Consider the following 24,180-nt stretch of genomic DNA (forward strand, 5'->3'; position numbering starts at 1 on the left):
AGCGCGCTTATTCAACGACGAGCCTGAGTCGATGCCTTCTTCGTCCGGGCTCAGACGTAATAGAGGATCAGGAAACCCAACAGCAGGACCAGCACCCACAAGGCCATGCTCCTGGTGGACCAGGTTCGCGCAAAGCGCCCATCCTGGCGGTGTTGGTACAGCAGCAGTGCGGTGGATTCCGTGATCAGCACATAGGCAGCGTGAACCGCCATGTTCCACACTTTGATCAGTGGTATGCCGATCCTGTGCAACAGGGCAGGAAGCAAAATTCGCCAGAACCAATCCGCATCGAGGGTGATGGTCAGCGTGCGTTTCAGGTAGGGCAGCATGACAAAGAATGCCAAGCCCGAGAACAGCAGCAACTGCAGCTGTGTCACCACATGCGCCCCGGTATAGGGCACATAATTCACGCTGTAGGGCAGCAGCACGTACAGTGGTTCAGGCCAGGCCCCCAGGCCGATGCAAAGGAACGAGAAAACAACCATGGCCCAGCGCATGCTCACTGGCGGTTCGGCCGGACGCAGCCCCGAGTCTTTCTGGAAGAACACAAACCAGGGAAACTTGATGCCGGCATGCAGAAAAACGCCGGCCGAGGCGGCTGTCAACAGCAGCCACACCCACATCAGATGACCATCGAGTGCCGCCTGCGAGACCATGGATTTTGAGACAAAGCCGGAGGTGAGCGGGAACGCTGAAATCGCCAGCGCACCGATCATGCCGCAGGCCGCCGTCAGGGGCATGGTGCGCACCAGACCACCCAGTTCGGTGCACTTGCGTTTGCCCGTCATTCGCATGACCGAGCCCGCCGACATCAGCAACAGTGCAACGTAAATCACACCGGCAAAAGCCTGCGCGGACGCACCGTTGAGTGCCATCTCGGTGCCAATGCCGATGCCGACCATCATCAGACCGCCTTGGTTGACGATGGTGTAGGCCAAGATACGCCGTATGTCGTTTTCAAGCAGACCGTAAATAATGCCGTAGAAAGCCATGAACAGGCCAACCCAGATCAACAGCTCGGTGCCTGGAAAGCCACGAATCAGCACATACACCGCCGTTTTTGTGGTGAAAGCTGAGAGAAACACGGTACCGCTCCAGGATGCCTCAGGGTAGGCATCCGACAACCAGGCCGACAGTGGTGGTGCGCCGGCGTTGACCAGGAAACCAGCCAGAATAAGCCAGTGTGCAGGCGAGTCAAGCGCTATGCGCGTGAAAGTCACATCACCGGTGTTGACGATGTGACCGGTAACGCCGGCAAACAGCACCACGCCACCCAGCAGGTGGATCATCAGGTAGCGTTTTGCAGCGCTGTAGGCCGCTTCGCTGCCCTGACTCCACAACACCAGGGTTGAGCCTACAGCCATCAGTTCCCAAAACACGAAGACCGTGACCAAGTCGCCGGCCAGGCTCACGCCGATGGCCGACCCGGCATATACAAAGGCAGCAGGCACTTCAAGCCGACTTTTTTGCGACATGGCGAACAAACCACCGCCGGCTGCCATCAGCGAGAAGATGGTGGCAAAGAGGCGCGACAGCTTGTCGCCCTGCAACGGCGTGATGGTGTAATCCAGGAAACGCAGTTGCCAAGCGGGTCCGTCGGGCACCTGCCATACCAACGCCAGTACCACCAGTGGCAAGGCCACGATGGCTATCGAGCGCGGTACACCGCGCAACAAAGGCAGCAGCAGGGCGCCCACAATGAGCGCCAGCCCGGGATGAATCAGGACCTCAGTCATTGTCTTTGCCGTAATAGGTATCAGGTCGTTTCAGTACCAGCGCCAAACCCTTGGCAACCACGATCATCAAGGCACACAGCAGAAAGCCGTACCCGGCGTTAAAACCAAAGATCGACTCGATTGGAAAGTGCGGGTGCATGGAAACCACGAACTCAGCCAGTACCGTGAACACGAGCACAAGCAGAAAACCGCGCCACAAGCGTTTGATATTGCGGGGCTGATCCAGCCAATGGGGTTTTTCATCCATGGGTTTTGTCCTCACGGGTTGATCATCTGACGGGCCAGCGCCAACGGCACGTCAGGAAAGAAAAACAACAGCACCGTTGCTGCGGCGGTGGCCGTCAGGGCAATCACCATGGGCCAGGGGGCTTCTCCGTGTGGATGGCCATGCGGATCGGCAGGCGGTGCAACAAAGAAAGCACGGTAAACAATGGGCAGGAAGTAACCTGCATTGAGCAGTGTGCTCAGCACAATGACCGCGACTGCCAGCCAGTGCTGACTGGCCATGGCGCCCGACACCATGTACCACTTGGAAATAAAACCTGCTGCCGGGGGCAGGCCGATCATCGACAAGGCCGCAATCGCAAAGGCTGCCATGGTCCAGGGCATGCGCCGGCCGATACCATCGAGCTGGCTCACCTCGGTTTTGTGGGCTGCGGTGTAGATGGCGCCCGCGGCAAAGAAAAGCGTGATCTTGCCCACGGCATGCGCCGCAATATGCAGCACCGCGCCCACCAGCGACAACGGGGCCAGCAAGGCTGCGGCCATGGTCACATAAGACAACTGGCTGATCGTGGAGTAGGCCAGGCGGCGTTTCAGGTTGTCGGCCGCCAGCGCCACGACAGAGGCTGCGATGATGGTGAAGCCGGCCACGGCCACCAGCCAATTGGTGGCGCCAGCCGTGGCCAGGGTGTCAATACCAAACACATAGACCATCACCTTGACGATGCTGAAGACGCCGGCCTTGACCACGGCCACCGCATGCAGCAGTGCCGACACTGGTGTAGGTGCCACCATGGCGGCGGGAAGCCAGCGGTGAAACGGCATCAGCGCTGCCTTGCCGATGCCGAAGACGCACAATCCCAGCAACACAGCCAGTTCGCCGGGTTTGAGCTTGTCGGCCAGGAGGCCGCCCACCGTGAAGTCGGTGGACCCCGCGATGTACCAGATGAAGACCAGAGCCGGCAGCAGGAAAAGGGTGGACGTGCTCAACAGCAGACCGAGGTAAACACGTCCGCCGTCGCGCGCTTTTTCCGTGCCGGCGTGGGTGACCAGAGGGTAGGTGCTGAGTGTCAGCACTTCGTAGAAGATGAACAGGGTGAACAGGTTGCCCGAAAAAGCAATGCCCATGGTGGCGGCAATGGAAAGTGCAAAGCAGACGAAAAAGCGCGTCTGGTGGGCCTCCTTGTTGCCGCGCATGTAGCCGATCGAATACAGCGAGTTGACAATCCACAAGCCGGAGGCAATGAGTGCAAACAGCATGCCGAGCGGCTCGACCTGAAAGGCAATGTCCAAGCCTGGCAGCAGGCTGAACAGTACCAGGCTGGGCCGCGCGCCAGCCATCACCAGCGGCAGCAGCGTTGACACCACCGCCAGCAGCATGGCGGCGGTGAACAAGGTGATGGCCTCGCGCAAATTGGGCAGACGCCTTGCCAATGAGATCAATAAAGCGCCGATCAAAGGCAGCGCCATGGACGCCAAGAGGGCTTGTTCAGGTGTCAGCATCAGCGAGACTCTCCAATCAGTGCCGCAGCAGCCTCCGAGGCGGAGCCAATCGTGAACGAAGTGTCGAGTCCGAAATACACAATGGCCAGCACCAAAATGGCCGTGGGTACCGACATCAACCAGGGTGTCGGCGCGACATTGGCTGTGTCCTGGCGCGGCTCACGGAGATACGCCGCTTCGACAAAGCGCCAGACATAAACGGCGGCAAGCAGGGACGACAGGACAATCATGAAGACCAGCCACCACTGGCCTTTTTCCAAGGCCGCCAACAGCAAGTACCACTTGCTGATAAAACCGGCCGTGCCTGGAACACCCATCAGGGACAGTCCGCCGATCACAATGCCGAAGCTGGCCAGTGGCATGCGTTTGCCCAGACCCTGCACCCGTGCCAGGCTGGTGCCTCCCACGCCGAGTGCAACGCATCCCAGCAGCATGAAGATGGCGCCCTTGGTCACGCCATGGTTGAACAGGTGCACGATGCTGGCGGTCAGGCCGTTGACCGAGTTAAAAGACAGGCCGAGGATGATGTAGCCGATTTGCGCCACGCTGGAATAAGCAAACAGCCGTTTCAGGTCGGTCTGGAAAATGGCGATGGTGGAGGCCGCGAACATGCCGGCCAGCGCCAGCAGCAACATCATTTCTGCCATCGGCAGCTTGGTAAATACCGCAGATTCACCAAACACCGAAAAATAGAAGCGCAGCAGCACATACACCGCCACCTTGGTGGCCGTTGCTGATAAAAAGGCCGAAACTGCCGAGGGGGCATAGGTATAGGCATTGGGCAACCACTGATGCAGTGGGAACAAGGCCAGCTTGAGCGAGACACCTACGGTAATGAAGGCCAATGCGGCCAATACCGGCCGCGTGCCCTGTACCGAGGCAATACGCAGCCCCATGTCAGCCAGGTTCAGTGTGCCTGTCATCAGGTAAAGCAAACCGATGCCGATGACCAGAAAAGTGGCACCGATGGAACCCATGAGCAGGTACTGGTAAGCTGCAAACAGCGCACGGCGATCGCGTCCGAGTGCGATCAGTACATAGGCTGACAGCGAGGAGACTTCCAGGAAAACAAAAATATTGAAAGCATCTCCGGTGATCGCAATGCCGAGTAGTCCTGCCAGACACAGCACAAACATGGTGTAAAAAAGATAGTGCTGTGGTGGTGGTACTTCAGCTTCGATGCTGGCACGACTGAAAGGCAGCACCAGGGCGGCAATGCCAGACACCAGTACCAGCATGAAAGAGTTAAAACGGTCAATCCGGTATTCGATGCCCCAGGGTGCCGGCCAGTTACCGATGGCGTAGCTGATGGCGCCGCTGCTGGCTACCTGCAAGCACAATAAGACCGAAATCGCCAGGGCGATCCAGCTTGCCACCAGCGCCACGGCAAATGCCACACTGCGCCGGCGCAGCAAGACCGTGAGTGGTGCCGCAATCAGGGGAACTACAACTTGCAGTGCAGGCAGGTGCTGGGCCAAATTCATGTTGCGGTACCGTTGTCTTCTGATTGGGCTTCCTGGGTCAGGATGTCATCTTCTTCGATGGTGTCGTAGGCTTCGCGAATGCGCACCACCAGGGCCAGACCCAAGGCCAGGGTCGCCACCCCCACCACGATGGCCGTCAGAATCAGGACGTGGGGCAGGGGGTTGGAGTAAACCGTGAACGCGTCACTCAGGATGGGGGCCGTGCCGCCAATCAGTTTGGCCGGTGCAATGTAGAGCAGGTAAACCGACGTCTGAAAAATGCCGAGGCCGATCAGTTTCTTGATCAGATTCGTTCGCGAGGTGACAATGAACAAGCCCGCCACCATCAGAAAGATCGTGATGAAATAGGTGAAGTGGCTGCCCAGTGTCATGGATGTCGTGGCGCCGGTCATTCTTCGTCCACCTTGCCGCGATCCGCGAACATGTAAAAGATTTTCAGCATGACGCCCGACACCGTGGTGGCCACGCCCACCTCGACCCAGAAAATGCCGCGGTGCTGGCCGTGTACCGGGTTAGGGTCCAGCACAAAGTAATCAAGGTAATTGCCGCCCAGCAGCAGTCCCGCCACGCCGACCCCGGCATAAATCAGCACACCAATCGCCATCATGGACTCCACCAGGGGCTCGGGGACCACTTTGCGGGCATCGGCCAAACCATAAATCAGGGCATAAAAAATAACAGCCGCCGCCAGAATCACACCCGCCTGGAAACCACCACCCGGACCAAAATCGCCATGAAACTGCACATACAGGGCAAACAACAAAATGAACGGGATCAACAGCTTGGCAATCACCCGCAGGATCAGGTCGTTTTTCATAGCTTGCGCCCCTTGCGACGACGTCGCAACAGGGCGACAACACCGGCGCCTGCGGTGAAGACCACCGTGGTTTCACCCAAAGTGTCATAGCCACGGTAACTGGCCAATACGGCAGTGACCACATTGGGGACGTCAACCTCCTGCTTGAGCTCATTGAGATAACGTGGCACCACATGCATGTGAATCGGCGCCTTGGGGTCTGAAAATTCAGGTAGGCCAAGGGTGCCATAGATCAACATGCCGCCGACAGACATGGAGACCAACAGTGGCAGCAATGGTTTGTTGGGTGCGTGCGCCTCTTCGCTTTTACCCAGGTAAAGCGCACCCAGCAGAAGAACAGTCGAGATGCCCGCGCCCACTGCGGCCTCGGTCATGGCCACGTCCACCGCGTCCATCGCCACCAGCACGGTAGCCATCAGGAAGCTGTAGATGCCACTGAGCACAATCACGCCAAACAGGTTGCGGTTGCGGATGATGCCTACAACACTCACCGCCATCATCAGCATCAACACATTGATGATTAAGGTTTCGATGGTGTTTTCTCCTCAATGGCCAGCAGCGGTTTGAGCCCTCTCACCATGGCGGCACGTGCCAATGCATGCGTGGCTGTCGGGCTGACAAACAGGATCAATAGACCTAGCATGATGAGTTTGACGGTCACCAGGGTGAGACCTGCCTGCAACATCAGTCCCAACAGGATCAGGCCAGCGCCCAGTGTTTCGATCACGCTGGCAGCGTGCATGCGGGTGTAAAAATCGGGCATGCGCAGCAAGCCAATGGCGCCCACAATGCAAAAAACACCGCCAAGCGTCAAACTGAACCAGCTCACTGACGTGATGAGTAAATTCATGCACTGGGCTCCTCTTTGCTGGTGGATTCTTCTTTGTCATCCCCTGGGTCGCCCAAATCCCCGCGCCGGAAATACTTCAAGACAGCAATCGTGCCGATCACGTTGAGCAAACCATAGACGATGGCCAGATCCAGAAACTCGGGACGTCCGTTCAGGAAGCCCAGAACCGCCAGCAACAGCATGGCTACCGTACCAATGGTGTTGGCGGCCTGCGCACGGTCGAAAACAGTTGGCCCCAAAGTGGCACGCGCCAGGGCCAGGGCCAGTGTGACCAGCAGCGCAATGGCGGCGACCGAGAACATCAGGCCTTGCCCTCGCAGGCAGTGACGCGCCGATCCATTTCACTGTCGACCACCCCTTGCGCAGAGGCGCGGGTCAAACCGTGCACCAAAAATTCTTTGGCATGCGCTTCAATCGTGATGGTACCGGGTGTCAGTGTGATGGAGTTGGCGTGCAACACCAAGCCGACATCCGTTTTTTGGGAAGGCGTGAAGCGCACCAGCGTCGGACTGATGGGCAGTTTGGGATGCACGATGATTTTGCTGACATCCCAGGCCGATTTGATGATTTCCTTGAAGAGCCAGACCCAATAGATCAAGGCACGAGGCCCCAACTGGATCGGGTGCCCTTCATCGTCAACGACGTTCATGCGTCGTGCAAACCAGGTTACAGCCAACGCACAACCCACACCCGAGGCCAGCAGAAATGGCGTAAAAAAGCCTGACAGCAGAAGCCAGAAAAGGTATAAAAAAATCAACAGGCTGAATGAACGAATCACGGGGAATGGCAGTTGAGAAATTTTAAATTTGCGCGATTGTAGACAAGTATGAAATGGTATTGATACCGTCAAAATCGAATCAAGAGATTCAGAAAAATTGTTGCGCAGCGAAGGGCTGCATGGTGCCAAATAAGCCATTTGATCGCGGACAATGGTACTTTAAAAATCATGCTTCACGCCTATTAACCGTGTCAGGAGTCTTAAGATGAAACCGAATATTTTGGTTGCGCGCGCTGTTTTCCCGGAAATATTAACGCTGCTGGAGCAGCATTTTCAGGTCACATCCAATCAGGAAGATGCGCTTTGGACCCCGGCACAACTGATCGAGCAATTGCAAGGCAAACAAGGCGCCTTCACCACCGGCAGCCAGCGCATTGATGCCGACCTTCTGGCGGCTTGTCCCGAACTCAAAATTTGCGCCAATATGGCCGTGGGTTACAACAACTTTGATCTCGATGCCATGACCGCTGCCGGTGTGGTGGCCACGAACACCCCAGATGTCCTGACCGAAACCACCGCCGATTTTGGCTTTGCCTTGATCATGGCCACAGCCCGGCGCATGGCGGAAAGCGAGCGTTTTTTGCGTGCCGGTTTGTGGAACAGCTGGCGCTATGACATGTTTGCCGGCTCTGATGTGCACGGCAGCACGCTGGGCATCCTGGGCATGGGACGCATTGGTCAGGCTATCGCCCGGCGCGGCGCCCACGGCTTTGGCATGAAAGTCATCTATCACAATCGCTCACGGCTGGACGCGGCCACTGAACTGGCGTGCGGCGCGACACTGGTCAGCAAGCAGGAGCTTCTGGCACAGTCAGATCATTTGATACTGGTACTGCCATATTCACCCGAGGCCCACCACGCCATCGGTGCAGCGGAACTGGCGCAAATGAAACCCACCGCCACGCTGATCAACATTGCGCGCGGCGGCATCGTTGACGATGCCGCTCTGGCCGCCGCCTTGAAGCAAGGCACCATTGCCGCTGCGGGGCTCGACGTGTTCGAGGGTGAGCCCAGAGTGCATCCGGATTTGTTGACCGTGCCCAATGTGGTGCTGACCCCGCATATTGCCAGCGCCACCATGCCGACCCGCTTGGCCATGGCGCAACTCGCTGCTGACAACCTGATTGGCTACTTGGTGCATGGCAAAGCCCTGACGCCGCTGAACCTGCCGTCTGCCCGCGCGTGATGTGCCACCCGTTTCCCTGTCTACTGCGCCATAGGCTTGAAGTGTGAACACTTTTTTCGTTTGGCCCTTGCTCGTTCTGGGGCTGTTCAATCTGGCCTTGCTGATCAGCGTGTTTTTGCGGAGCTCGCGCACCGACACGCCCCAAGCAGAGCAACTGATGCAACAGGTCAGGGAGAGCGCTGATCGGCTGGAGCGTGAGCTGCGCCGCGACATCCTGGATGCCTCGCGCGAGAGCCGCCAGGAACTGGCGCTGTCCCTGTCCACCTTTCAACAAACCCTGGTGCAACAGGGCGCGGAAGCCACGCGCACGCAAAACACGCAAATCGATGCCTTTGGCCAGCAGCTTGCCGTGCTGCAAAAAACCTTGCACGACACGCTCGCCAGCCAGCTCTCGGGTTTGAGTGAGTCCAACGCCCGGCGCATGAACGAAATCCGTGAAACACTCGAAAAGCAGCTGGCGCAATTGCAGACCAGCAATGCGGGCAAGCTCGATGAAATGCGTGCCACGGTCGACGAAAAACTGCAAAGCACACTGCAGGCGCGTCTGGGTGAGAGCTTCAAGCAGGTGGCCGACCGCCTGGAGCAGGTCCATAAGGGCCTGGGTGAAATGCAGACCCTGGCCCAGGGCGTGGGTGACCTCAAGCATCTGCTCTCCAACGTCAAGACGCGGGGTATTTTTGGCGAGGCACAACTGGCTTCGCTGCTGGAACAGGTGTTTGTGCCCGACCAGTACACGGCGCAGGTGGCAACGCGCCCGGGCAGCAAGAACGTGGTCGACTTCGCCATCAAGCTGCCGGGCCGGTCTGAATCAGGTGCGCCCTTGTGGTTGCCGATCGACGCCAAGTTTCCCAACGAAGACTATGAACGTCTGCTCGACGCCCAGGGTCGCGCCGATGCATTGGCGGCAGAACTGGCGGCGCGCGCTCTGGAGCAGCGGATCCGCCTGGAAGCCAAATCAATCGCTGAGAAATACCTGGAGCCACCGTTCACCACCGACTTTGCCATCTTGTTCCTGCCCACTGAAGGACTGTACGCGGAAGTGCTGCGCCGCCCCGGTCTGATGGAATCCTTGCAGCGTGACAGCCGGGTCACGCTGGCGGGCCCCACCACCTTGCTGGCCATGCTGAGCTCGTTGCAAATGGGCTTCAGAACCCTGGCGCTGGAGAAGCGCTCCAGCGAAGTTTGGCAGGTGCTGGGCGCTGTCAAAACCGAATTCGGCAAGTTTGGCGACGTGCTGGCCAAGGTCAAGTCACAAACCGAAACCGTGCTCAAGACCATCGACGGTGCACAAAACCGCAGCCGCGCCATGGGGCGGGCACTCAAGAACGTGGAGGCGCTGTCCGACACCCAAAGCGCTGCCCTGATCGTGCACGACGCTGATCTCGACAGCCCGGACGGGCCAGCGGTGCCGTGACCACCGCCGTGGCTCCGTTGGGGTCGGTGGCACTAACCCGCCTGATTGGCGGGCACATCAGCTTGCACGCCTGCATGGCCGGCATGCGCATGGCTGCGCCGCTGATGGCGCTGCGCGAAGGGCACAGCGCGCTGGCGGTGGGTTTGTTGTTGTCGCTATTTGCCCTGACCCAGGTATTTCTGGCATTGCCTGCTGGACGTTATGCGGACCGCAACGGATTCAAACGGCCAGTGGGTTTATGTGTGCTGGCCGCCAGTGCGGGGGGCGGTCTGGCGGTGGCATTTCCAATCTTTCCTGTGCTGTGCCTGAGCGCCCTGATGACAGGCGGTGCTACCGGCGTGGCCTCCATCAGCCTGCAGCGCCATGTCGGGCGTTCGGCGCAAAACAACACCGAACTCAAGCGCATGTTCAGCTGGCTTTCAATTGGGCCGGCGCTATCGAACTTCATCGGTCCTCTGATGGCCGGCTTGCTGATTGACCTGGCGGGCTTCCGGATGGCATTTTTTGCGCTGGCCTGCCTGCCCTTGATGACCTGGTTGTGGGTACGTCACACCCTGGAGTTGCCGCCCGTGCCGGTCAGGACCGGTGCAGACAAAGGGGGCGCCTGGGATTTGCTGCGTGAGCCAATGATGCGCCGGCTGATGCTGGTGAACTGGTTGCTGTCGTCCTGCTGGGACGTGCACACCTTTGTGGTCCCGGTGCTGGGACACGAGCGGGGTTTGAGCGCCTCGGCCATTGGCGCGATTCTGGGCAGTTTTGCCCTGGCCGCCACGGCAGTCAGGGTTGCCTTGCCGCTGTTGGCGGCCCATGTGCATGAATGGGTGGTGGTGTCCACGGCGATGCTGAGCACCGGATTGTTGTTTGCGCTTTACCCGTTCATGCCTGATGCGCTGACGATGGGCCTGTGCTCCGTTTTACTGGGTCTGTCACTGGGCTCGGTTCAGCCCATGATCATGAGTACCTTGCACCAGATCACACCCGAGGCGCGCCATGGCGAAGCCTTGGGATTCCGTTTGATGGCCATCAACGCATCCAGCGTACTGATGCCCTTGTTGTTTGGCAGCGCCGGCGCCGTCATGGGCGTATCGCTGGTGTTCTGGACTGTGGGTGCCAGCGTGGCTGCCGGTGCGCGCTCGGCCTGGCACCTGCGCCCACCCGCTCACAAGCCGTAGAAGTTCTTGATGACCGCCCAGGCGGCTTCGGGTTCATCCGCATACTGGAAAAGCTTGAGGTCTTCTGCGGCGATCGCGCCTTCCTCGACCAGGATATCGATATTGAGCAGTCGTTTCCAGTATTCGGTGCCATAGAGCACGATGGGTACGGGTTTGGCTTTGCGAGTCTGTACCAGGGTGATGACCTCAAACAACTCGTCGAGCGTGCCAAAGCCGCCGGGAAAAGCCACCAGCGCCTTGGCCCGCATCATGAAGTGCATCTTGCGCAAGGCAAAGTAGTGAAACTTGAAGCTGAGGGTGGGCGTGACGTAAGGATTGTGTTTTTGTTCGTGAGGCAGGGCGATGTTCAGGCCCACGCTTGGCGCGCCCATTTCATGCGCGCCACGGTTGGCTGCTTCCATGATGCCGGGGCCTCCGCCAGTAGCAATAAACAGGCGCTCCTCGGGTCGGCGGTGCATGCTGTAACCAGCCACCAGCCGGGCAAACAGACGAGCCTGGTCGTAATAGTGCGCGTTACGCACCAACCGATGCGCCAAAGCCAGGGCACTGGCGTCACCGCTGAGTTGAGCCTCGTAGAGGCTGTTCTTGGCATCTTCCGGTGCTGGAAAGCGGGCGCTGCCAAACACCACCACCGTATTTTCAATGCCTTGTTCAGCCTGGTCCAGATCAGGTTTGAGCATTTCCAGTTGAAAGCGGATACCGCGGGTTTCCCGGCGCAGCAGGAACTCGGGGTCAGCAAAAGCCAGGCGGTAAGCATCAGCTTCCAGCGGGTTACCTTGGTCGGCGTAATTTTGCAGTTCGGCCCAGGCATCTGCCAAGCGACGTTCGGTCAGGTGCTGGGGGGTATTTTTGACGTGATTCATGACAGCCATTTTCACCGATGAATAGAGCACGTAGGTTCAAGCTGGGTCAGGGCCTTGGCAAGGGCACTGGCCATGCTGACTGCATTGCTGGAGTGCGCAACGCAGTCAGTGCTCCAGACCTCACCGATGCCCGCGTCCTGCATCATTTGCAGGGCCTGGTCCGAGAACAGGGCGTGGGTGACCGCCACATCGACTGACGTGGCACCCGCTGCCAGCAGGAGTTGGGCTGCGCGGCTGACGCTATACCCCGTGCTGGCCACATCATCAAGAAGAACGACCTGTCGCCCTGCCAGCGCCATGTCGGGCAGCGCGACCTCGACATCCCGGTCACCATGGCGTACTTTGCGGCATACCGCGTGATCGAAGGCGTGGCGTTCGGCCGCCCGCGCGACCCACTGCGCCGATTCTTCATCGGGTCCGATGAGCAAAGGCTGCTGCCGCTGCGCTGCAATCCAGTCGGAAAGCAAAGCGGCTCCGCTGAGAACCACTGCATGGGCCACGGGCACGGCTTGCTGCAGGGTCGCCACCCGGTGCAGGTGCGGGTCGACGGTGATCAGCGCGTCAAACAAGCTTGCCAGGAACTTTCCGACAATGCGTTGGCTGATGGCCTCGCCGGGGCGAAAGGCCATGTCCTGACGCATGTAGGCCAGATACGGAGCCACCAGCGTCAGGTGTTTTGCGCCGAGTGCGCGCGCGGTCTGCGCCAGCAGCAGCAATTCAATCAATTTGTCGTTTGGGTTGTTCAGCGTGCGAAAAATCAACACCTGTGCGGGCAATGCAGCGGGCAGGCGCAGTTTGATTTCACCATCGGGGAAACGGTGCCGCTCCACCATGCTGGCTGTCCTTTGGGCCGCCTGCGCCAGGCGTGTGGCGCTGTTCAACTCATCTTCGAAGTACAACAGCATGGCATCAGAACTCCACAAAGACATGCGGAACTTCGCTGGCCTTGCCCAGGGTGTAGCCGCTGAACTTCGTACTCGCCTGGCGCGCAAAGCCAAGATCGCTCTGAAAGTTGGCATGGACCCGGTACAAAAGGTCTCCCGCCACCACGGTATCCCCCAGTTTCTGAAACAGATCAATGCCCGCGCCGGCTACTTTGGGCGCACCGGCCAAGCGGGCTATACGGGCTACCTGAAAATTGTCAATATTGGTGACCACACCGTCTGTGGGCGCGCAAACCTCAAAGGTCAGCAGCGCAAGGGGTGGATTGTTGTAGTCAAAATCCTTGGCGCCCTGGGCCGCAATAATGGCGTTCATTTTTGCGAGCGCGCGGCCCGAATCCAGAATGTCGCGGGCAATGGCAAAACCATCGCCGCCTCGCACATCGGGATGGCATTCAATCAGCCGTCCGGCCAGACGCAAGGCTTTTTGCCGCAGGTCGTTGGGGGCTTGCGGGTCATTCTCCAGCACGCGCATTACGTCGCGAGCCTCCAGCATGGGGCCAATGCCACGTCCGATCGGTTGTCTCCCGTCGGTGATGACCACATCAAGCGACAGGTGCAGGCGACTGGCGACATATTCGAACAGCCTGCGCAGCCGCTGTGCCTCGGGCATGGAACGCACTTTGGCGGTTGGACCAATCGGGATGTCAAGCACCAGATGGGTCGAGCCGGCCGCGATTTTTTTCGACAGGATGGACGCCACCATTTGTCCGGGTGAGTCAATGGCCAGAGGTCGCTCAACCGCAATCAGCACATCATCGGCCGGCGACAGCTTGGCGGTACCGCCCCAGGCCAGGCAGGCGCGGTGGTCGCGCACGATATCTGCCAATTGCTCGAAAGGCAGTTCCACATTGGCCAGCACTTCCATGGTGTCGGCGGTACCGGCGGGCGATGTGATGGCGCGTGACGAGGTTTTGGGGCAGAGCAGGCCGTGAGCGGCAACGATCGGTACCACCAGCATCGAGGTGCGGTTGCCAGGGATGCCGCCAATGCAGTGTTTGTCCACCACCAGAGTGTCATGCCAGTCGAGTTTTCTGCCACTGGCGGCCATCGCTTCGGTCAAAAAATAGACTTCCTCGCGGTCCAGTTCATCGCGGTTGGTAGCTACTACAAAAGCGGTCAGTTCGATTTTTGAGTAGTGAAGCTCGGCGATGTCATTGACGATGGACTGAAAGTCTTCACGACCCAGGCGTTCGCCCGCAATTTTTCGGTAGAGCGCGCCGATCGAGGCGGGTGGCTCGGCCTGCGCCACCGACACCACATGGCCTTGCGGTACGGCAAGCTGTAAAAAGGCATCTTCAGACAGTCCCAGTTCATGGCAACCCACGATGGCGGCGTCATCGACCACGTTCAACGTGGCCACAATATGCTGGCCGTTGGCGCTGACATCGACTTTGGAAAGTGCCTGAAAACCCTCGGCCCGGTAGAACGCGCAGTCGCGGTGCAGGTAAGCCACGTTTTCACGGTAGGTATCGATGGCGACCCGGCGCAAGGCGAGCCTGGAACTTGCCTGCTCCTGGGGGAGCTGGCCAGCCGGTGAGGGCTGTTGCACATGGGTGTGTTTCATGGGCGTAGCCTACACCGAAAATTCCAATAAAAAAAGGCTTCCGAAGAAGCCTTTGGGTCCGGTTATCCCTATTGGGACGTGCTTTAGACGCGCTTGCGGTATTCGCCGGTACGGGTGTCGATTTCGACCTTGTCACCTTGCGCCACAAAAATTGGCACGCCGATTTCGAAGCCTGTGGCCAGTTTGGCGGGCTTGAGCACCTTGCCTGATGTGTCGCCCTTGACTGCTGGCTCGGTCCAGGTGATTTCACGCACCACGCTGGTGGGCAGCTCGACCGAAATGGCCTTGCCGTCGTAAAACACCACTTCAAGCGGCATGCCGTCTTCAAGGTAGCTGAGCGAGTCGCCCATGTTTTCGGCTTCGACTTCGTACTGGTTGTATTCCTCGTCCATGCAGATGTACATGGGATCGGCAAAGTACGAGTAGGTGCAATCCTTCTTGTCGAGGATCACGTTGTCGATTTTGTCGTCGGCCCGAAACACCACTTCGGTGCCGAAGTTGGCGATCAGACTTTTGAGTTTCATGCGCACAGTGGCAGCACCGCGGCCGCCACGGGCGTATTCGGTTTTCAGGACGACCATGGGGTCTTTGCCGTGCATGATGACATTGCCGGCGCGAATTTCTTGAGCGATTTTCATAAAAAAGCGTAACCAAAGAGTGAGAGTAGGCCGCGCATCAGGCGGCGAAGGCGGTCACGACTTTAGTGAACCCAAGCCGATGCCGCAAAACGTGCTATTTTAAATGATTTTTGCAATAAAACGGAGCAACTGGGTGATCAAGTCCTGTTGATCCAATAGCCGAGCCCTCGCCTGAGTCACGCAGTCCTGCCAGCGGTCGGGTTGGAAGGGCGCGACCGGCAAAGTCGGGTCTGACGCATCCAGGCCATTCCAGCGGCGGTGAAATGCGTGCAACGAAGCGGGAGCCCCCAACCAGTCCAGAAACGCATCGAGTTTGTGCGCATGGACGCCATCGTGTTGTGGGTAGATGTGCCACACCAGGGGTTTGCCGGCCCACAGGGCGCGCACCAACGAGTCTTCGCCGCGCACAAAATTCACGTCGCTGGCCCACAGCAAATGGTCGAAATCATGCTGGCTGAATTGGGGAAGGTAAAAGAATGAGAGCGCCGCACGCTGGTTCCATAAGGGATCAAGCCGGTGCATTTTGGCCACTTCGGCTCGCACGGCCATACTGGCACGCCCTGGGGTCACCAGCAAGCGGCTCGGTTGCACGTCTTTCGCCAAAGTGACCAGCAGTTCACCCAGACCGGCGGGTTCGTAGCAAAACAGCGACACCAGGCGCTCGTCCCGCCAGGGCACGCCCTGCTCGGCAAGCCATGCCTGACGGTCAAACCGCGCTTGTCGCGCCAGGAGATCAGGCTCGCGCAACAGCCCACCGGTACTGGCTGTGAAACCTGGGTAGAAAAAATACTTGGTCAAGCCACGCCCGGGGCCGCTCATGACCGGTGAGGGCAGGCCGTGGCAACGCGCTGAAAAGTCTTCGGCGCTGAGGTATTCCAGATTGATCCAGGCGCATTTCTGGCCGCTATTCCTTAAATTTTTTGCGTATTCAGCAATGAACTCCTCATCAATTTCGCAACCAAAGGCTTCCAGCATGACCTCGCCGGGCGTGATGCCGGTCATATTGATGGGCGCAGTCCAGGTCTTTACCTCAACCCCCGGCGCACCTTGCGGCGCCATCCAGGCCAGGGCGGACACATCATCGGCCCACAGGCGCACCGTTTGGCCGCGCCCGGCCAAATTGCAGGCCAGTCTCCAGCACACCCCGAGGTCGCCAAAGTTGTCGATGACCCGGCAAAAAATGTCCCAACGCAGTTTGGGGATGGGTGATTGGCATTGCATGGCGAGATTGTCCACAATACGCCCCTATGTCTGAAAACGTTTCCAACATTCCGACCGCTGTGGTCACTGAGATTGCCCCCTTACCGGCCCACCCCGAGCAATTGCTCAGCGATGTGGCCAGCTTGCCGGCCTTGCCAGGGGTTTATCGCTACTTCGACGCACAAGGCAACGTGCTCTATGTGGGCAAGGCCATCAACCTGAAAAAACGGGTGTCAAGCTATTTCCAGAAAAACCATGGCGGCACCCGCATTGGCCACATGGTCGGCAAGATTGCCCGGCTGGAAACCACCGTGGTGCGCTCCGAGGCCGAGGCGCTGCTGCTGGAAAACAACCTGATCAAGACGCTCAACCCCAAATACAACATTCTGTTTCGGGACGACAAAAGTTACCCATACCTCAAGATTACGGCGCTCGGCAAGACCGGCAGCGAGCAGTTTCCCCGGGTGGCGTATTACCGCGGTGCGGTTGAGAAAAAACACCATTATTTCGGTCCCTACCCAAGCGCCTGGGCGGTCAAGGAGGCTATTTTGCTGATGCAAAAGGTGTTCCGGCTGCGCACCTGCGAAGACCCGGTGTTCAACAACCGCACCCGGCCCTGCCTGCTGTACCAGATCAAGCGTTGCTCGGGGCCGTGTGTGGGACATATTTCGCCGCAGGCCTACGCGCAGGATCTGGCCGATGCCGAGCGCTTTTTGAATGGCGACGCGCGTGAAGTGATGCGCGAGCTCGAAGCCCGCATGATGATGCATGCCGAGAAGCTCGAATTTGAGCAGGCCGCCGAGCTGCGCAACCAGGTGGCGGCACTGTCCAACGTACTGCACCAGCAATCAGTGGACAACGTGTCAGATCGTGACGTGGACATTCTGGCGGTCAAGGTGCTGGGCGGTCGCGCCTGCGTCAACCTGGCGATGGTGCGTGGTGGGCGGCATCTGGGCGACCGGCCCTATTTCCCGGTCCATATCGAAGACGCAGCGACGCTGGAGGAGGGTGACGCCAGCGAGGCGATTGGCGCCGTGCGCAGCCTGGAAATGCAGGTGCTCGATGCCTTCATTGCCCAGCATTACCTGAACGTGCCCGCACCGCCCTCGCTGGTGGTGAGCGTGCCGGTGGACAAGGGCCTGTTGCAGGCGCTGTCTGAACAAACTGGCGTCAAGGTCAGTGCGGTGCACAATCCGCGGGAGCAACGCCGGGTCTGGCTGGAAATGGCCCAAACCAATGCCGGGCTGCAACTGGCCAGGCTGCTGGCCGAAGAGGGCTCGCAGCAAGCCCGTACCCGCGCGCTGGTCGAGGCGCTCGATCTGGCGCTCGACAATCTGGACGAACTGCGGGTGGAATGTTTTGATATTTCCCACACGGCAGGGGAGTCGACCCAGGCCTCATGCGTGGTATTTCATCACCACAAGATGCAGAGCGCCGAGTACCGTCGCTTCAAAATCAACGACATCACCCCGGGCGATGACTACGCCGCCATGCGTCAGGTGCTGTTGCGTCGCTACGGCAAGCTGGCCGAAACCATGCAAGAGGCCAAACAATCCGGCACCTTGCCCGCAGGCACGGGCCGCTTGCCCGACCTGGTGCTGGTCGATGGTGGCAAGGGCCAGGTGTCGATGGCGCGCGAGGTGTTCGAACAATTGGGGCTGGACCTGTCACTGATCGTGGGCGTGGAAAAAGGTGAGGGCCGGCGCATCGGTCTGGAAGAACTGGTGTTTGCCGATGGCCGTGACAAGGTCTATTTGGGCAAGGATTCCGCCGCGCTGATGCTGGTGGCACAGATCCGGGACGAGGCGCACCGCTTCGCCATCACCGGCATGCGTGCAGCGCGTGCCAAGGTGCGCATGGACGGCGGCAAGCTCGAAGAAATACCGGGTATTGGTCCGAAACGGCGCGCGCGCCTGCTGCAGCGCTTTGGCGGTGTGCGCGGCGTGGCGCTGGCGTCCGAAGCCGACATTGCCCAGGTCGAAGGCATTTCCACCGAGCTGGCGGCAGAAATTTACCGCGCCCTGCATTGACAAGCCCCCTTTTTGCGAGGTAACGCGTGCCACAATTGAGGCATGTTCTGGACCATCCCCACCCTCATGACCTGGGCTCGCATTGTGGCGATTCCCTTGATCCTGGGCGTGTTCTATTTGCCCATTGAGCCAGCCACCCGCAACCTGGTCGCCACCATCATGTTTGTGGTCTTTGCCGCCACTGACTGGCTTGACGGTTTCCTGGCGCGCAAGCTCAACCAGGTGTCTGCCTTTGGCGCCTTTCTGGACCCGGTGGCCGACAAGTTTCTCGTCTGCGCCTGTGTGCTGGTGCTGGTGCATTTAGGGCGTGCCGATGTCTTTGTGGCGCTGATCATCATCGGCCGGGAAATCGCCATCTCTGCTCTGCGCGAATGGATGGCGCAAATTGGCGCTGCCAAGAGTGTGGCCGTGCACATGATCGGCAAGCTCAAGACCACGGCACAAATGGTGGCAATTCCATTCCTGCTGTTTGACGGCCTGTTGTTCGGTGCCATCGACACGCATCTGTGGGGTGTCTGGCTGATCTGGATTGCCGCCATCATGACCGTCTGGTCGATGGTCTATTACCTGCAAAAAGCCTTGCCTGAAATCAGGTCGCGTGTGAAGTGACGGCAGCCATCGAGCGGCCCTTGATCCGGGCCATGCCAGCGGTGTTTGTGCTGATCTGGAGCACCGGTTTCATTGTGGCGCGTTACGGCATGCCCCATGCGCCCCCCTTTAAATTCCTGGTGATGCGTTATGCCCTGTCCATCGCGTGCTTCATGCTCTGGATTGTGTTGGCACGGGTCGAGTGGCCAAACGGGCGCAGGCAATGGCTGCATCTTGCAGTCACGGGCATGTTTATGCATGCGGGTTATCTGGGAGGCGTGTGGGCGGCGGTCAAGCTCGGCATGGGCTCCGGTCTGTCAGCCTTGATTGTGGGCTTGCAACCTGTGCTGACAGCACTCTGGCTGGCCGCTACCGGGAGCAAGATTCTGAGGCGTCAATGGCTTGGCCTGGTGCTGGGTTTTATCGGGCTGGTGATGGTGGTGTCACGCAAGTTTGGCACTGGCGGCGAGGCTAATTGGCTCAATATGTCGCTGATCGTGGGCGCCTTGTTCAGCATCACGATTGGCACCTTGTACCAAAAACGCTTCGTCACATCGTGCGATGTGCGCACCGCCAATACGGTTCAGTTGGGCGCCGCGCTGCTGGTCACGCTGCCGCTGGCGGCGCTGGAATCGGAAGCCATCCGATGGCACGCCGAGTTGCTGGGCGCCATTGCCTGGTCAGCGCTCGCGTTGACGCTGGGCGGTAGTTCCTTGCTATACCTGCTGATCCAGAAAGGCGCAGCCGCTTCGGTGACCAGCCTGATGTATCTGGTGCCACCCGTGACGGCCTTGATGGCCTGGATCCTGTTTGCCGAACCCATCACGCTCACCACGGTGGTGGGCACACTGTTAACGGCTTTGGGGGTGGCGCTGGTGGTACGCCAGCCCAAACTCACCTGATGCCGAGCATGCGCACCTGCTCTTGCATCTGTGATCGTCCGGTCAATCCAGTCATGAAAAATTTGCCATAGGGGAGCTGGCTTATGGGCCAAACCCGTCTAGAATCTATTTTGCTATCGTGTTAAAAATCATCTGAATATAGTTGTTTTATTTGGTGCTCTTCGAGCGGCCAGGTTCCCTCAAAAAAAGATTAAAGAGACATTCGACTACAACTCCCGTGAGAGGTTTATTGTGAACAAGACTGAATTAATTGATTTCATTGCCACAGATGCTGACATTCCCAAAGCGGTAGCGGCACGAGCGCTCGAGTCCACCATTGACGCTGTCAAATCAACCCTGAAAAAAGGTGACTCAGTCGCCCTGGTTGGTTTTGGTACTTTCGCTGTTGGTAAACGTGCAGCCCGGACCGGTCGTAACCCTCGTACTGGCGCTTCGATTAAAATCAAGGCTGCCAAGGTTCCCAAGTTCCGTCCAGGCAAGGCTTTGAAAGATGCCTTGAATTGACCCGTTATCGGTGGGGTGATTAGCTCAGTTGGTAGAGCGGCGCCTTTACACGGCGTAGGTCGGCGGTTCGAGCCCGTCATCACCCACCACTTACTCAAAGCAAAGGCGAACACCGTGTTCGCCTTTTTTGTTTCCACATAGGAGAGTTTGCGCATGTTCGATATTTTCCGGAAGCACACCAGAATCATGATGATGGTGATGTTCCTGCTCATCATTCCCTCTTTTGTACTGTTGGGTATTGATGGTTACAGCCGTATGAACGAGTCTGATGTGCCGGTTGCGCGTGTTGGTCGCACGGACATCACGCAAGCCCAGTGGGATGCGGCGCATCGCGCGGAAGCAGACCGTTTGCGTGCCTCCATGCCCAATATCGATGCCAAATTACTGGACTCCCCTGAAGCCCGTTATGCAACTCTGGAACGCCTGGTGCATGAACAAGTGATGGCACAGGCTGCAGAACAGGCCAGACTATCCACCAGCGATGCGCGTTTGGCACGGTTCTTACAGGAAGACCCCATGATCGCCTCGCTGCGCAAGGCAGACGGCAAGATCGATATGGAGCGTTATCGCCAGTTGGCTGCCAGCCAGGGTCTGACGCCTGAAGGATTTGAGAACAATGTGCGCATTAATCTGGCACGGCAACAAGTCGAAGCGGGTGTCAGCGCCACAGGCTTGGTCTCGCCGGTGCTTGCTGACGTGGCCTTGAAGTCCTTTTTTGAAAAACGCGAAGTCCAGGTGATCAATTTGTTGGCCAAAGACTATGCGACCGAGGTCAAGCCCACCGAGGCGGATCTGGATGCTTTCTACCAAAAGAATCAATCCCTGTTTCAGGCGCCTGAACAAGCCCAGGTTGAGTACGTGGTGCTGGACCTTGACGCCGTCAAGAAGTCCATTCAGATTCCAGAGGCTGAACTGAAGTCGTATTACGATCAAAATGCACAACGTTTGAGTGGTGTCGAAGAGCGCCGTGCCAGCCATATCCTGATCAATGCGCCCAAAGAGGCTGCCGAAGCTGAGCGCAACAAAGCCAGGTTGAAGGCAGATGAACTGTTAAAGACAGTACGCGCCAACCCTGCCACTTTTGCCGATATTGCCAGAAAGAATTCGCAGGACCCTGGCTCTGCCGCCAAAGGCGGTGACCTGGGTTTTTTTGCACGCGGAGCCATGGTCAAGCCGTTTGAAGATGCTGCTTTTGCAATGGCAAAAGGGGCCATCAGCGACGTGGTCGAGTCTGACTTCGGTTTTCACATCATTCAGCTCACCGACATCAAGTTGCCCCAAAAGCGCTCTTTTGATGAGCTTCGGGCCAGTATCGAGTCTGACCTGAAAGGCCAGCAGGCGCAGCGCAAATATGCAGAAACGGCCGAGGTTTTCACCAACATGGTGTACGAACAGTCTGACAGCCTGAAACCCGTTGCCGACAAGCTCAAACTCGAGATCAAAACGGTCGACAAACTCTTGCGTCAACCCTTGCCCGGTACGACCGGTGTCCTTGCCAACGAGAAATTTCTGAGTTCGCTGTTTGCTGCCGACACCATCAGCAGCAAGCGCAATACCGAAGCCATTGAAACAGCTGCCAATCATTTGGTGGCGGGCCGTGTGGTGCAGTATCAACCAGCCCGAACGCTGCCGCTGGCCGAGGTTCAATCTCAGGTTCGCGCACAGGTCGTTACCGCCCGAGCCGCGGAGTTGGCTAAAAACGATGGCGCAGCAAAATTGGCGCTCTGGCAAGCAGGTACGGCACCTGCCAGCCTGCCTGCCGTCCAGGTTGTGTCACGCGATCAGGCGCTCAATTTGTCGGCGCCAGTCTTGCTTGCAGCTTTGCGTGTTGACCCAACCAAATTGCCTGCTTGGGTAGGGGTTGATTTGGGACCGCAAGGCTACGCGCTGGTTCGTGTCAATCGTGTGGTGTCACTGGATGCAACGGCAGAGGCAACATTGCGTCAGAGCCGGAACCAATACGCACAGTGGTGGACTGGTGCCGAAACGCAAGCCTATTACGCCTTGCTGAAAGAGAAGCTCAAAGCCGAAATCCTGGTGCCCAATCCAGTAAAAAAACAGCAAGGAGCCGTGTGATTTTGAAGCTGAAATCCTGACGATTTCGAGGCCAGGATAAGGTTTCATCGGTTATAATTCGAGTTACGGTGGCTGTAGCTCAGTTGGTAGAGTCCAGGATTGTGATTCCTGTTGTCGTGGGTTCGAGCCCCATCAGCCACCCCAGGTAATTCAAGAAACCCCGCTATTTAATTGATAGTGGGGTTTTTCTTTTCAGTTCTCTGTCCCGTTGACATCATGTACGCCCCAACCCAACTCTTTGAGATAACCATGAAAAGTTTCTTCTCGGCGTTTCACCAGCCAGTAGCCGGTTTTTTTCTTCTTCGCTGCTCTGTTGCTGGACTGTTAATCTTGCACGGTATCGCAAAGTTGTTGAATGGCCTGGGCCCCATTGAAGGCATGCTGGTCAGCGTAGGGCTGCCCGCTTTCCTGGCATACGGGGTAATGCTTGGTGAAGTGGTCGCGCCGTTGCTGGTTCTGGCCAACGTCATGGTGGTTCCGGCAGCGCTCGTTATGGCTTTCAACATGGTCGTCGCAGTGGCATTGGTACACACCTCCCAGTTCTTCACGCTGGGCAAGAGCGGTGGCTGGGCGTTGGAATTGCAGGGCCTGTACTTCTTCGGGTCCCTGGCAATCGCCCTGATGGCGCCGCGCAAGACCTGAGCAATCTGTCAACAGGGCGAGGGAGCTGTTGTCTGACGGCTAGCCTGGTCTGGCGCAAACCCCAGCGGCGATGTCCAGGGATAGCAGGCGCAGCGCAGGGTCAAAAATGTCGCACACTAGCATGAATTCATCGGCCTGCGTCTGTTGTGCCAGGGTCGTCAGCCCGGCGCGGACCTTGTCAGGGCCACCGATGACAGCGGCACCCAGAAAGTCGGCGATGGCCGCGCGCTCCTGGGGATGCAGATGCTGCATGAAGTCTTTGACCGGTGGCTGCAGGGGTTTGCGCTCACCGGTCAGGATACCCAGCACACGCTGGTAGGTGCTGCTGGCCAAAAATTCCGCCTCGTCATCACTGGATGCTGCGATCAAGGGCACGCCGATCATGACAAATGGCTTGCTCAAACTCCTAGATGGTCTGAATAAACGGCGATACAGGTCAATGGCCGCCTGCATCATCCGTGGTGCAAAGTGCGAGGCAAAGGCGTAAGGCAGGCCGCGTTCTGCTGCCAGTTGGGCTGAAAACAGGCTGGAACCCAGCAGCCAGATCGGCACCTCGGTGCCGGCCCCAGGCATGGCGATGATGCGCTGGCCTGGTTGTACCGGCCCCAGCAGATATTGCAGCTCGGCGACGTCGCGCGGAAAATCCTGCTCGCTCTCGACCCGGTCGCGGCGCAGCGCCTGCATGGTGACCCGGTCTGTGCCCGGCGCGCGGCCCAGGCCCAGGTCAATCCGGTTGGGGTACAACTCGGCCAGTGTGCCAAAGGCTTCGGCCACCACCAGCGGCGCATGGTTGGGCAGCATGATGCCGCCCGAGCCAACCCGGATGTGTTGTGTGCCCCCGGCAATGTAGCCAACCAAAACGGCCGTGGCCGAACTGGCAATGCTGGCCATGTTGTGGTGCTCGGCCAGCCAGTACCGGGTGAAACCGAGCGCCTCCGCATGCTGCGCCGTACGCAAGGAATTGGCCAGTGCCTGCGCCACCGTGCCACCTGCGCGCAGGTTGACCAGATCCAGCATGGACAGCGCGGTGTTTTGCAGTGCGTTCATCGTGCTTGCCAACAGCAACT

At 58.5% G+C, this 24,180-nt stretch carries 25 protein-coding genes and 2 tRNA genes; 11 read left to right on the forward strand and 16 right to left on the reverse strand.

Annotated features, from left to right (window positions below; all coding sequences use genetic code 11):
• Positions 1-50: 50 nt before the first annotated feature.
• The 10 genes from NDJ10_RS00785 to NDJ10_RS00830 are packed head-to-tail and all read right to left on the reverse strand — an operon-like array spanning position 51 to position 7,528.
• The gene (locus tag NDJ10_RS00785; RefSeq protein WP_296159137.1) at positions 51-1,736 is read right to left on the reverse strand and encodes a Na(+)/H(+) antiporter subunit D; all 1,686 of its coding nucleotides are present in this window, start codon (positions 1,734-1,736) and stop codon (positions 51-53) included.
• Entirely contained in the window at positions 1,729-1,983 is a 255-nt protein-coding gene (locus tag NDJ10_RS00790; protein WP_296159138.1) for a hypothetical protein, read from the reverse strand. Before NDJ10_RS00790 ends, NDJ10_RS00785 begins: the two co-directional genes overlap by 8 nt.
• A gap of 11 nt (positions 1,984-1,994) precedes the next feature.
• The gene (locus NDJ10_RS00795) at positions 1,995-3,461 is read right to left on the reverse strand and encodes a monovalent cation/H+ antiporter subunit D family protein (protein WP_296159139.1); all 1,467 of its coding nucleotides are present in this window, start codon (positions 3,459-3,461) and stop codon (positions 1,995-1,997) included.
• Positions 3,461-4,945 carry a monovalent cation/H+ antiporter subunit D family protein gene (locus NDJ10_RS00800; protein ID WP_296159140.1) on the reverse strand — a complete coding sequence of 495 codons (1,485 nt, stop codon included), beginning with the start codon at positions 4,943-4,945 and terminating at the stop codon, positions 3,461-3,463. Before NDJ10_RS00800 ends, NDJ10_RS00795 begins: the two co-directional genes overlap by 1 nt.
• Positions 4,942-5,337 carry a cation:proton antiporter subunit C gene (locus NDJ10_RS00805; RefSeq protein ID WP_296159141.1) on the reverse strand — a complete coding sequence of 132 codons (396 nt, stop codon included), beginning with the start codon at positions 5,335-5,337 and terminating at the stop codon, positions 4,942-4,944. Before NDJ10_RS00805 ends, NDJ10_RS00800 begins: the two co-directional genes overlap by 4 nt.
• The gene (locus NDJ10_RS00810; protein ID WP_296159143.1) at positions 5,334-5,762 is read right to left on the reverse strand and encodes a Na(+)/H(+) antiporter subunit B; all 429 of its coding nucleotides are present in this window, start codon (positions 5,760-5,762) and stop codon (positions 5,334-5,336) included. Before NDJ10_RS00810 ends, NDJ10_RS00805 begins: the two co-directional genes overlap by 4 nt.
• Positions 5,759-6,268 carry a DUF4040 domain-containing protein gene (locus NDJ10_RS00815; RefSeq protein ID WP_296159412.1) on the reverse strand — a complete coding sequence of 170 codons (510 nt, stop codon included), beginning with the start codon at positions 6,266-6,268 and terminating at the stop codon, positions 5,759-5,761. Before NDJ10_RS00815 ends, NDJ10_RS00810 begins: the two co-directional genes overlap by 4 nt.
• A gap of 14 nt (positions 6,269-6,282) precedes the next feature.
• Positions 6,283-6,612, reverse strand: coding sequence for a monovalent cation/H(+) antiporter subunit G (mnhG, locus tag NDJ10_RS00820; RefSeq protein WP_296159144.1), 330 nt, complete (start codon positions 6,610-6,612; stop codon positions 6,283-6,285).
• Positions 6,609-6,914, reverse strand: a complete 306-nt coding sequence (locus NDJ10_RS00825) for a monovalent cation/H+ antiporter complex subunit F (protein ID WP_296159145.1) — start codon at positions 6,912-6,914, stop codon at positions 6,609-6,611. The genes mnhG and NDJ10_RS00825 overlap by 4 nt, the downstream gene beginning before the upstream one ends.
• A complete protein-coding gene (locus NDJ10_RS00830) occupies positions 6,914-7,528 on the reverse strand; it encodes a Na+/H+ antiporter subunit E (protein WP_296159146.1) in 615 nt (204 codons plus the stop codon). Before NDJ10_RS00830 ends, NDJ10_RS00825 begins: the two co-directional genes overlap by 1 nt.
• A gap of 67 nt (positions 7,529-7,595) precedes the next feature.
• Here NDJ10_RS00830 and NDJ10_RS00835 point away from each other — a divergent pair, with 67 nt between their 5' ends.
• From NDJ10_RS00835 to NDJ10_RS00845, 3 genes are all read left to right on the forward strand, one after another.
• On the forward strand, positions 7,596-8,576 hold the full coding sequence (locus tag NDJ10_RS00835; protein WP_296159147.1) for a D-glycerate dehydrogenase: 981 nt from the start codon (positions 7,596-7,598) through the stop codon (positions 8,574-8,576).
• Positions 8,577-8,619: 43 nt separating this feature from the next.
• Positions 8,620-9,990: a DNA recombination protein RmuC gene (rmuC, locus tag NDJ10_RS00840; protein ID WP_296159148.1), complete on the forward strand. Its 1,371-nt coding sequence runs from the start codon at positions 8,620-8,622 to the stop codon at positions 9,988-9,990.
• Positions 9,991-10,073: 83 nt separating this feature from the next.
• Positions 10,074-11,162, forward strand: a complete 1,089-nt coding sequence (locus tag NDJ10_RS00845; protein ID WP_363318681.1) for an MFS transporter — start codon at positions 10,074-10,076, stop codon at positions 11,160-11,162.
• Here the strand turns inward: NDJ10_RS00845 and NDJ10_RS00850 are convergent.
• The 5 genes from NDJ10_RS00850 to earP form a co-directional block, all read right to left on the reverse strand.
• Positions 11,150-12,025, reverse strand: a complete 876-nt coding sequence (locus NDJ10_RS00850) for a TIGR00730 family Rossman fold protein (protein ID WP_296159149.1) — start codon at positions 12,023-12,025, stop codon at positions 11,150-11,152. The genes NDJ10_RS00845 and NDJ10_RS00850 overlap by 13 nt on opposite strands.
• A gap of 11 nt (positions 12,026-12,036) precedes the next feature.
• Positions 12,037-12,954: a ribose-phosphate diphosphokinase gene (locus tag NDJ10_RS00855; protein WP_296159151.1), complete on the reverse strand. Its 918-nt coding sequence runs from the start codon at positions 12,952-12,954 to the stop codon at positions 12,037-12,039.
• Positions 12,935-14,533, reverse strand: coding sequence for a thymidine phosphorylase family protein (locus NDJ10_RS00860; RefSeq protein WP_296159152.1), 1,599 nt, complete (start codon positions 14,531-14,533; stop codon positions 12,935-12,937). The genes NDJ10_RS00855 and NDJ10_RS00860 overlap by 20 nt, the downstream gene beginning before the upstream one ends.
• An 83-nt stretch (positions 14,534-14,616) precedes the next feature.
• A complete protein-coding gene (gene efp, locus NDJ10_RS00865) occupies positions 14,617-15,171 on the reverse strand; it encodes an elongation factor P (RefSeq protein ID WP_296159153.1) in 555 nt (184 codons plus the stop codon).
• Positions 15,172-15,270: 99 nt separating this feature from the next.
• Entirely contained in the window at positions 15,271-16,392 is a 1,122-nt protein-coding gene (gene earP, locus NDJ10_RS00870) for an elongation factor P maturation arginine rhamnosyltransferase EarP (protein ID WP_296159154.1), read from the reverse strand.
• A 26-nt stretch (positions 16,393-16,418) separates the two neighbouring features.
• Between earP and uvrC the strand changes: the two genes are divergently transcribed.
• The 8 genes from uvrC (at position 16,419) to NDJ10_RS00910 (ending at position 23,113) form a co-directional block, all read left to right on the forward strand.
• The gene (uvrC, locus tag NDJ10_RS00875) at positions 16,419-18,401 is read left to right on the forward strand and encodes an excinuclease ABC subunit UvrC (protein WP_296159155.1); all 1,983 of its coding nucleotides are present in this window, start codon (positions 16,419-16,421) and stop codon (positions 18,399-18,401) included.
• Between the two features lie 42 nt (positions 18,402-18,443).
• Positions 18,444-19,010 carry a CDP-diacylglycerol--glycerol-3-phosphate 3-phosphatidyltransferase gene (pgsA, locus tag NDJ10_RS00880; RefSeq protein WP_296159156.1) on the forward strand — a complete coding sequence of 189 codons (567 nt, stop codon included), beginning with the start codon at positions 18,444-18,446 and terminating at the stop codon, positions 19,008-19,010.
• A gap of 32 nt (positions 19,011-19,042) precedes the next feature.
• Entirely contained in the window at positions 19,043-19,891 is an 849-nt protein-coding gene (locus NDJ10_RS00885; RefSeq protein WP_296159415.1) for a DMT family transporter, read from the forward strand.
• A 231-nt stretch (positions 19,892-20,122) separates the two neighbouring features.
• The gene (locus tag NDJ10_RS00890; RefSeq protein WP_296159157.1) at positions 20,123-20,395 is read left to right on the forward strand and encodes an HU family DNA-binding protein; all 273 of its coding nucleotides are present in this window, start codon (positions 20,123-20,125) and stop codon (positions 20,393-20,395) included.
• 13 nt (positions 20,396-20,408) lie between these two features.
• Positions 20,409-20,484: transfer RNA gene (locus NDJ10_RS00895), tRNA-Val, on the forward strand.
• 64 nt (positions 20,485-20,548) lie between these two features.
• The gene (locus NDJ10_RS00900) at positions 20,549-22,471 is read left to right on the forward strand and encodes a SurA N-terminal domain-containing protein (protein ID WP_296159158.1); all 1,923 of its coding nucleotides are present in this window, start codon (positions 20,549-20,551) and stop codon (positions 22,469-22,471) included.
• Positions 22,472-22,539: 68 nt separating this feature from the next.
• Positions 22,540-22,615: transfer RNA gene (locus NDJ10_RS00905), tRNA-His, on the forward strand.
• Positions 22,616-22,720: 105 nt separating this feature from the next.
• A complete protein-coding gene (locus tag NDJ10_RS00910; RefSeq protein ID WP_296159160.1) occupies positions 22,721-23,113 on the forward strand; it encodes a DoxX family protein in 393 nt (130 codons plus the stop codon).
• A gap of 39 nt (positions 23,114-23,152) precedes the next feature.
• On the opposite strand, the gene NDJ10_RS00915 is transcribed toward NDJ10_RS00910, so the two are convergent.
• Positions 23,153-24,160, reverse strand: a complete 1,008-nt coding sequence (locus NDJ10_RS00915) for an LLM class flavin-dependent oxidoreductase (protein ID WP_296159161.1) — start codon at positions 24,158-24,160, stop codon at positions 23,153-23,155.
• Positions 24,161-24,180: the final 20 nt, after the last annotated feature.

It is taken from the genome of Rhodoferax sp. (assembly GCF_023700745.1).
Lineage (GTDB): Bacteria > Pseudomonadota > Gammaproteobacteria > Burkholderiales > Burkholderiaceae_C > Rhodoferax.

Excerpts from the sequence above, each read along its gene's own strand:
- NDJ10_RS00785 (WP_296159137.1), bottom strand. The coding sequence starts at position 1,736 with ATGACTGAGGTCCTGATTCATCCCGGGCTGGCGCTCATTGTGGGCGCC.
- NDJ10_RS00790 (WP_296159138.1), bottom strand. The coding sequence starts at position 1,983 with ATGGATGAAAAACCCCATTGGCTGGATCAGCCCCGCAATATCAAACGC.
- NDJ10_RS00795 (WP_296159139.1), bottom strand. The coding sequence starts at position 3,461 with ATGCTGACACCTGAACAAGCCCTCTTGGCGTCCATGGCGCTGCCTTTG.
- NDJ10_RS00800 (WP_296159140.1), bottom strand. The coding sequence starts at position 4,945 with ATGAATTTGGCCCAGCACCTGCCTGCACTGCAAGTTGTAGTTCCCCTG.
- NDJ10_RS00805 (WP_296159141.1), bottom strand. The coding sequence starts at position 5,337 with ATGACCGGCGCCACGACATCCATGACACTGGGCAGCCACTTCACCTAT.
- NDJ10_RS00810 (WP_296159143.1), bottom strand. The coding sequence starts at position 5,762 with ATGAAAAACGACCTGATCCTGCGGGTGATTGCCAAGCTGTTGATCCCG.
- NDJ10_RS00815 (WP_296159412.1), bottom strand. The coding sequence starts at position 6,268 with ATGCTGATGATGGCGGTGAGTGTTGTAGGCATCATCCGCAACCGCAAC.
- mnhG (WP_296159144.1), bottom strand. The coding sequence starts at position 6,612 with ATGAATTTACTCATCACGTCAGTGAGCTGGTTCAGTTTGACGCTTGGC.
- NDJ10_RS00825 (WP_296159145.1), bottom strand. The coding sequence starts at position 6,914 with ATGTTCTCGGTCGCCGCCATTGCGCTGCTGGTCACACTGGCCCTGGCC.
- NDJ10_RS00830 (WP_296159146.1), bottom strand. The coding sequence starts at position 7,528 with ATGGCTTATTTGGCACCATGCAGCCCTTCGCTGCGCAACAATTTTTCT.
- NDJ10_RS00835 (WP_296159147.1), top strand. The coding sequence starts at position 7,596 with ATGAAACCGAATATTTTGGTTGCGCGCGCTGTTTTCCCGGAAATATTA.
- NDJ10_RS00845 (WP_363318681.1), top strand. The coding sequence starts at position 10,074 with ATGCGCATGGCTGCGCCGCTGATGGCGCTGCGCGAAGGGCACAGCGCG.
- NDJ10_RS00850 (WP_296159149.1), bottom strand. The coding sequence starts at position 12,025 with ATGAATCACGTCAAAAATACCCCCCAGCACCTGACCGAACGTCGCTTG.
- NDJ10_RS00855 (WP_296159151.1), bottom strand. The coding sequence starts at position 12,954 with ATGTCTTTGTGGAGTTCTGATGCCATGCTGTTGTACTTCGAAGATGAG.
- NDJ10_RS00860 (WP_296159152.1), bottom strand. The coding sequence starts at position 14,533 with ATGAAACACACCCATGTGCAACAGCCCTCACCGGCTGGCCAGCTCCCC.
- efp (WP_296159153.1), bottom strand. The coding sequence starts at position 15,171 with ATGAAAATCGCTCAAGAAATTCGCGCCGGCAATGTCATCATGCACGGC.
- earP (WP_296159154.1), bottom strand. The coding sequence starts at position 16,392 with ATGCAATGCCAATCACCCATCCCCAAACTGCGTTGGGACATTTTTTGC.
- uvrC (WP_296159155.1), top strand. The coding sequence starts at position 16,419 with ATGTCTGAAAACGTTTCCAACATTCCGACCGCTGTGGTCACTGAGATT.
- pgsA (WP_296159156.1), top strand. The coding sequence starts at position 18,444 with ATGTTCTGGACCATCCCCACCCTCATGACCTGGGCTCGCATTGTGGCG.
- NDJ10_RS00885 (WP_296159415.1), top strand. The coding sequence starts at position 19,043 with ATGCCAGCGGTGTTTGTGCTGATCTGGAGCACCGGTTTCATTGTGGCG.
- NDJ10_RS00900 (WP_296159158.1), top strand. The coding sequence starts at position 20,549 with ATGTTCGATATTTTCCGGAAGCACACCAGAATCATGATGATGGTGATG.
- NDJ10_RS00910 (WP_296159160.1), top strand. The coding sequence starts at position 22,721 with ATGAAAAGTTTCTTCTCGGCGTTTCACCAGCCAGTAGCCGGTTTTTTT.
- NDJ10_RS00915 (WP_296159161.1), bottom strand. The coding sequence starts at position 24,160 with ATGAACGCACTGCAAAACACCGCGCTGTCCATGCTGGATCTGGTCAAC.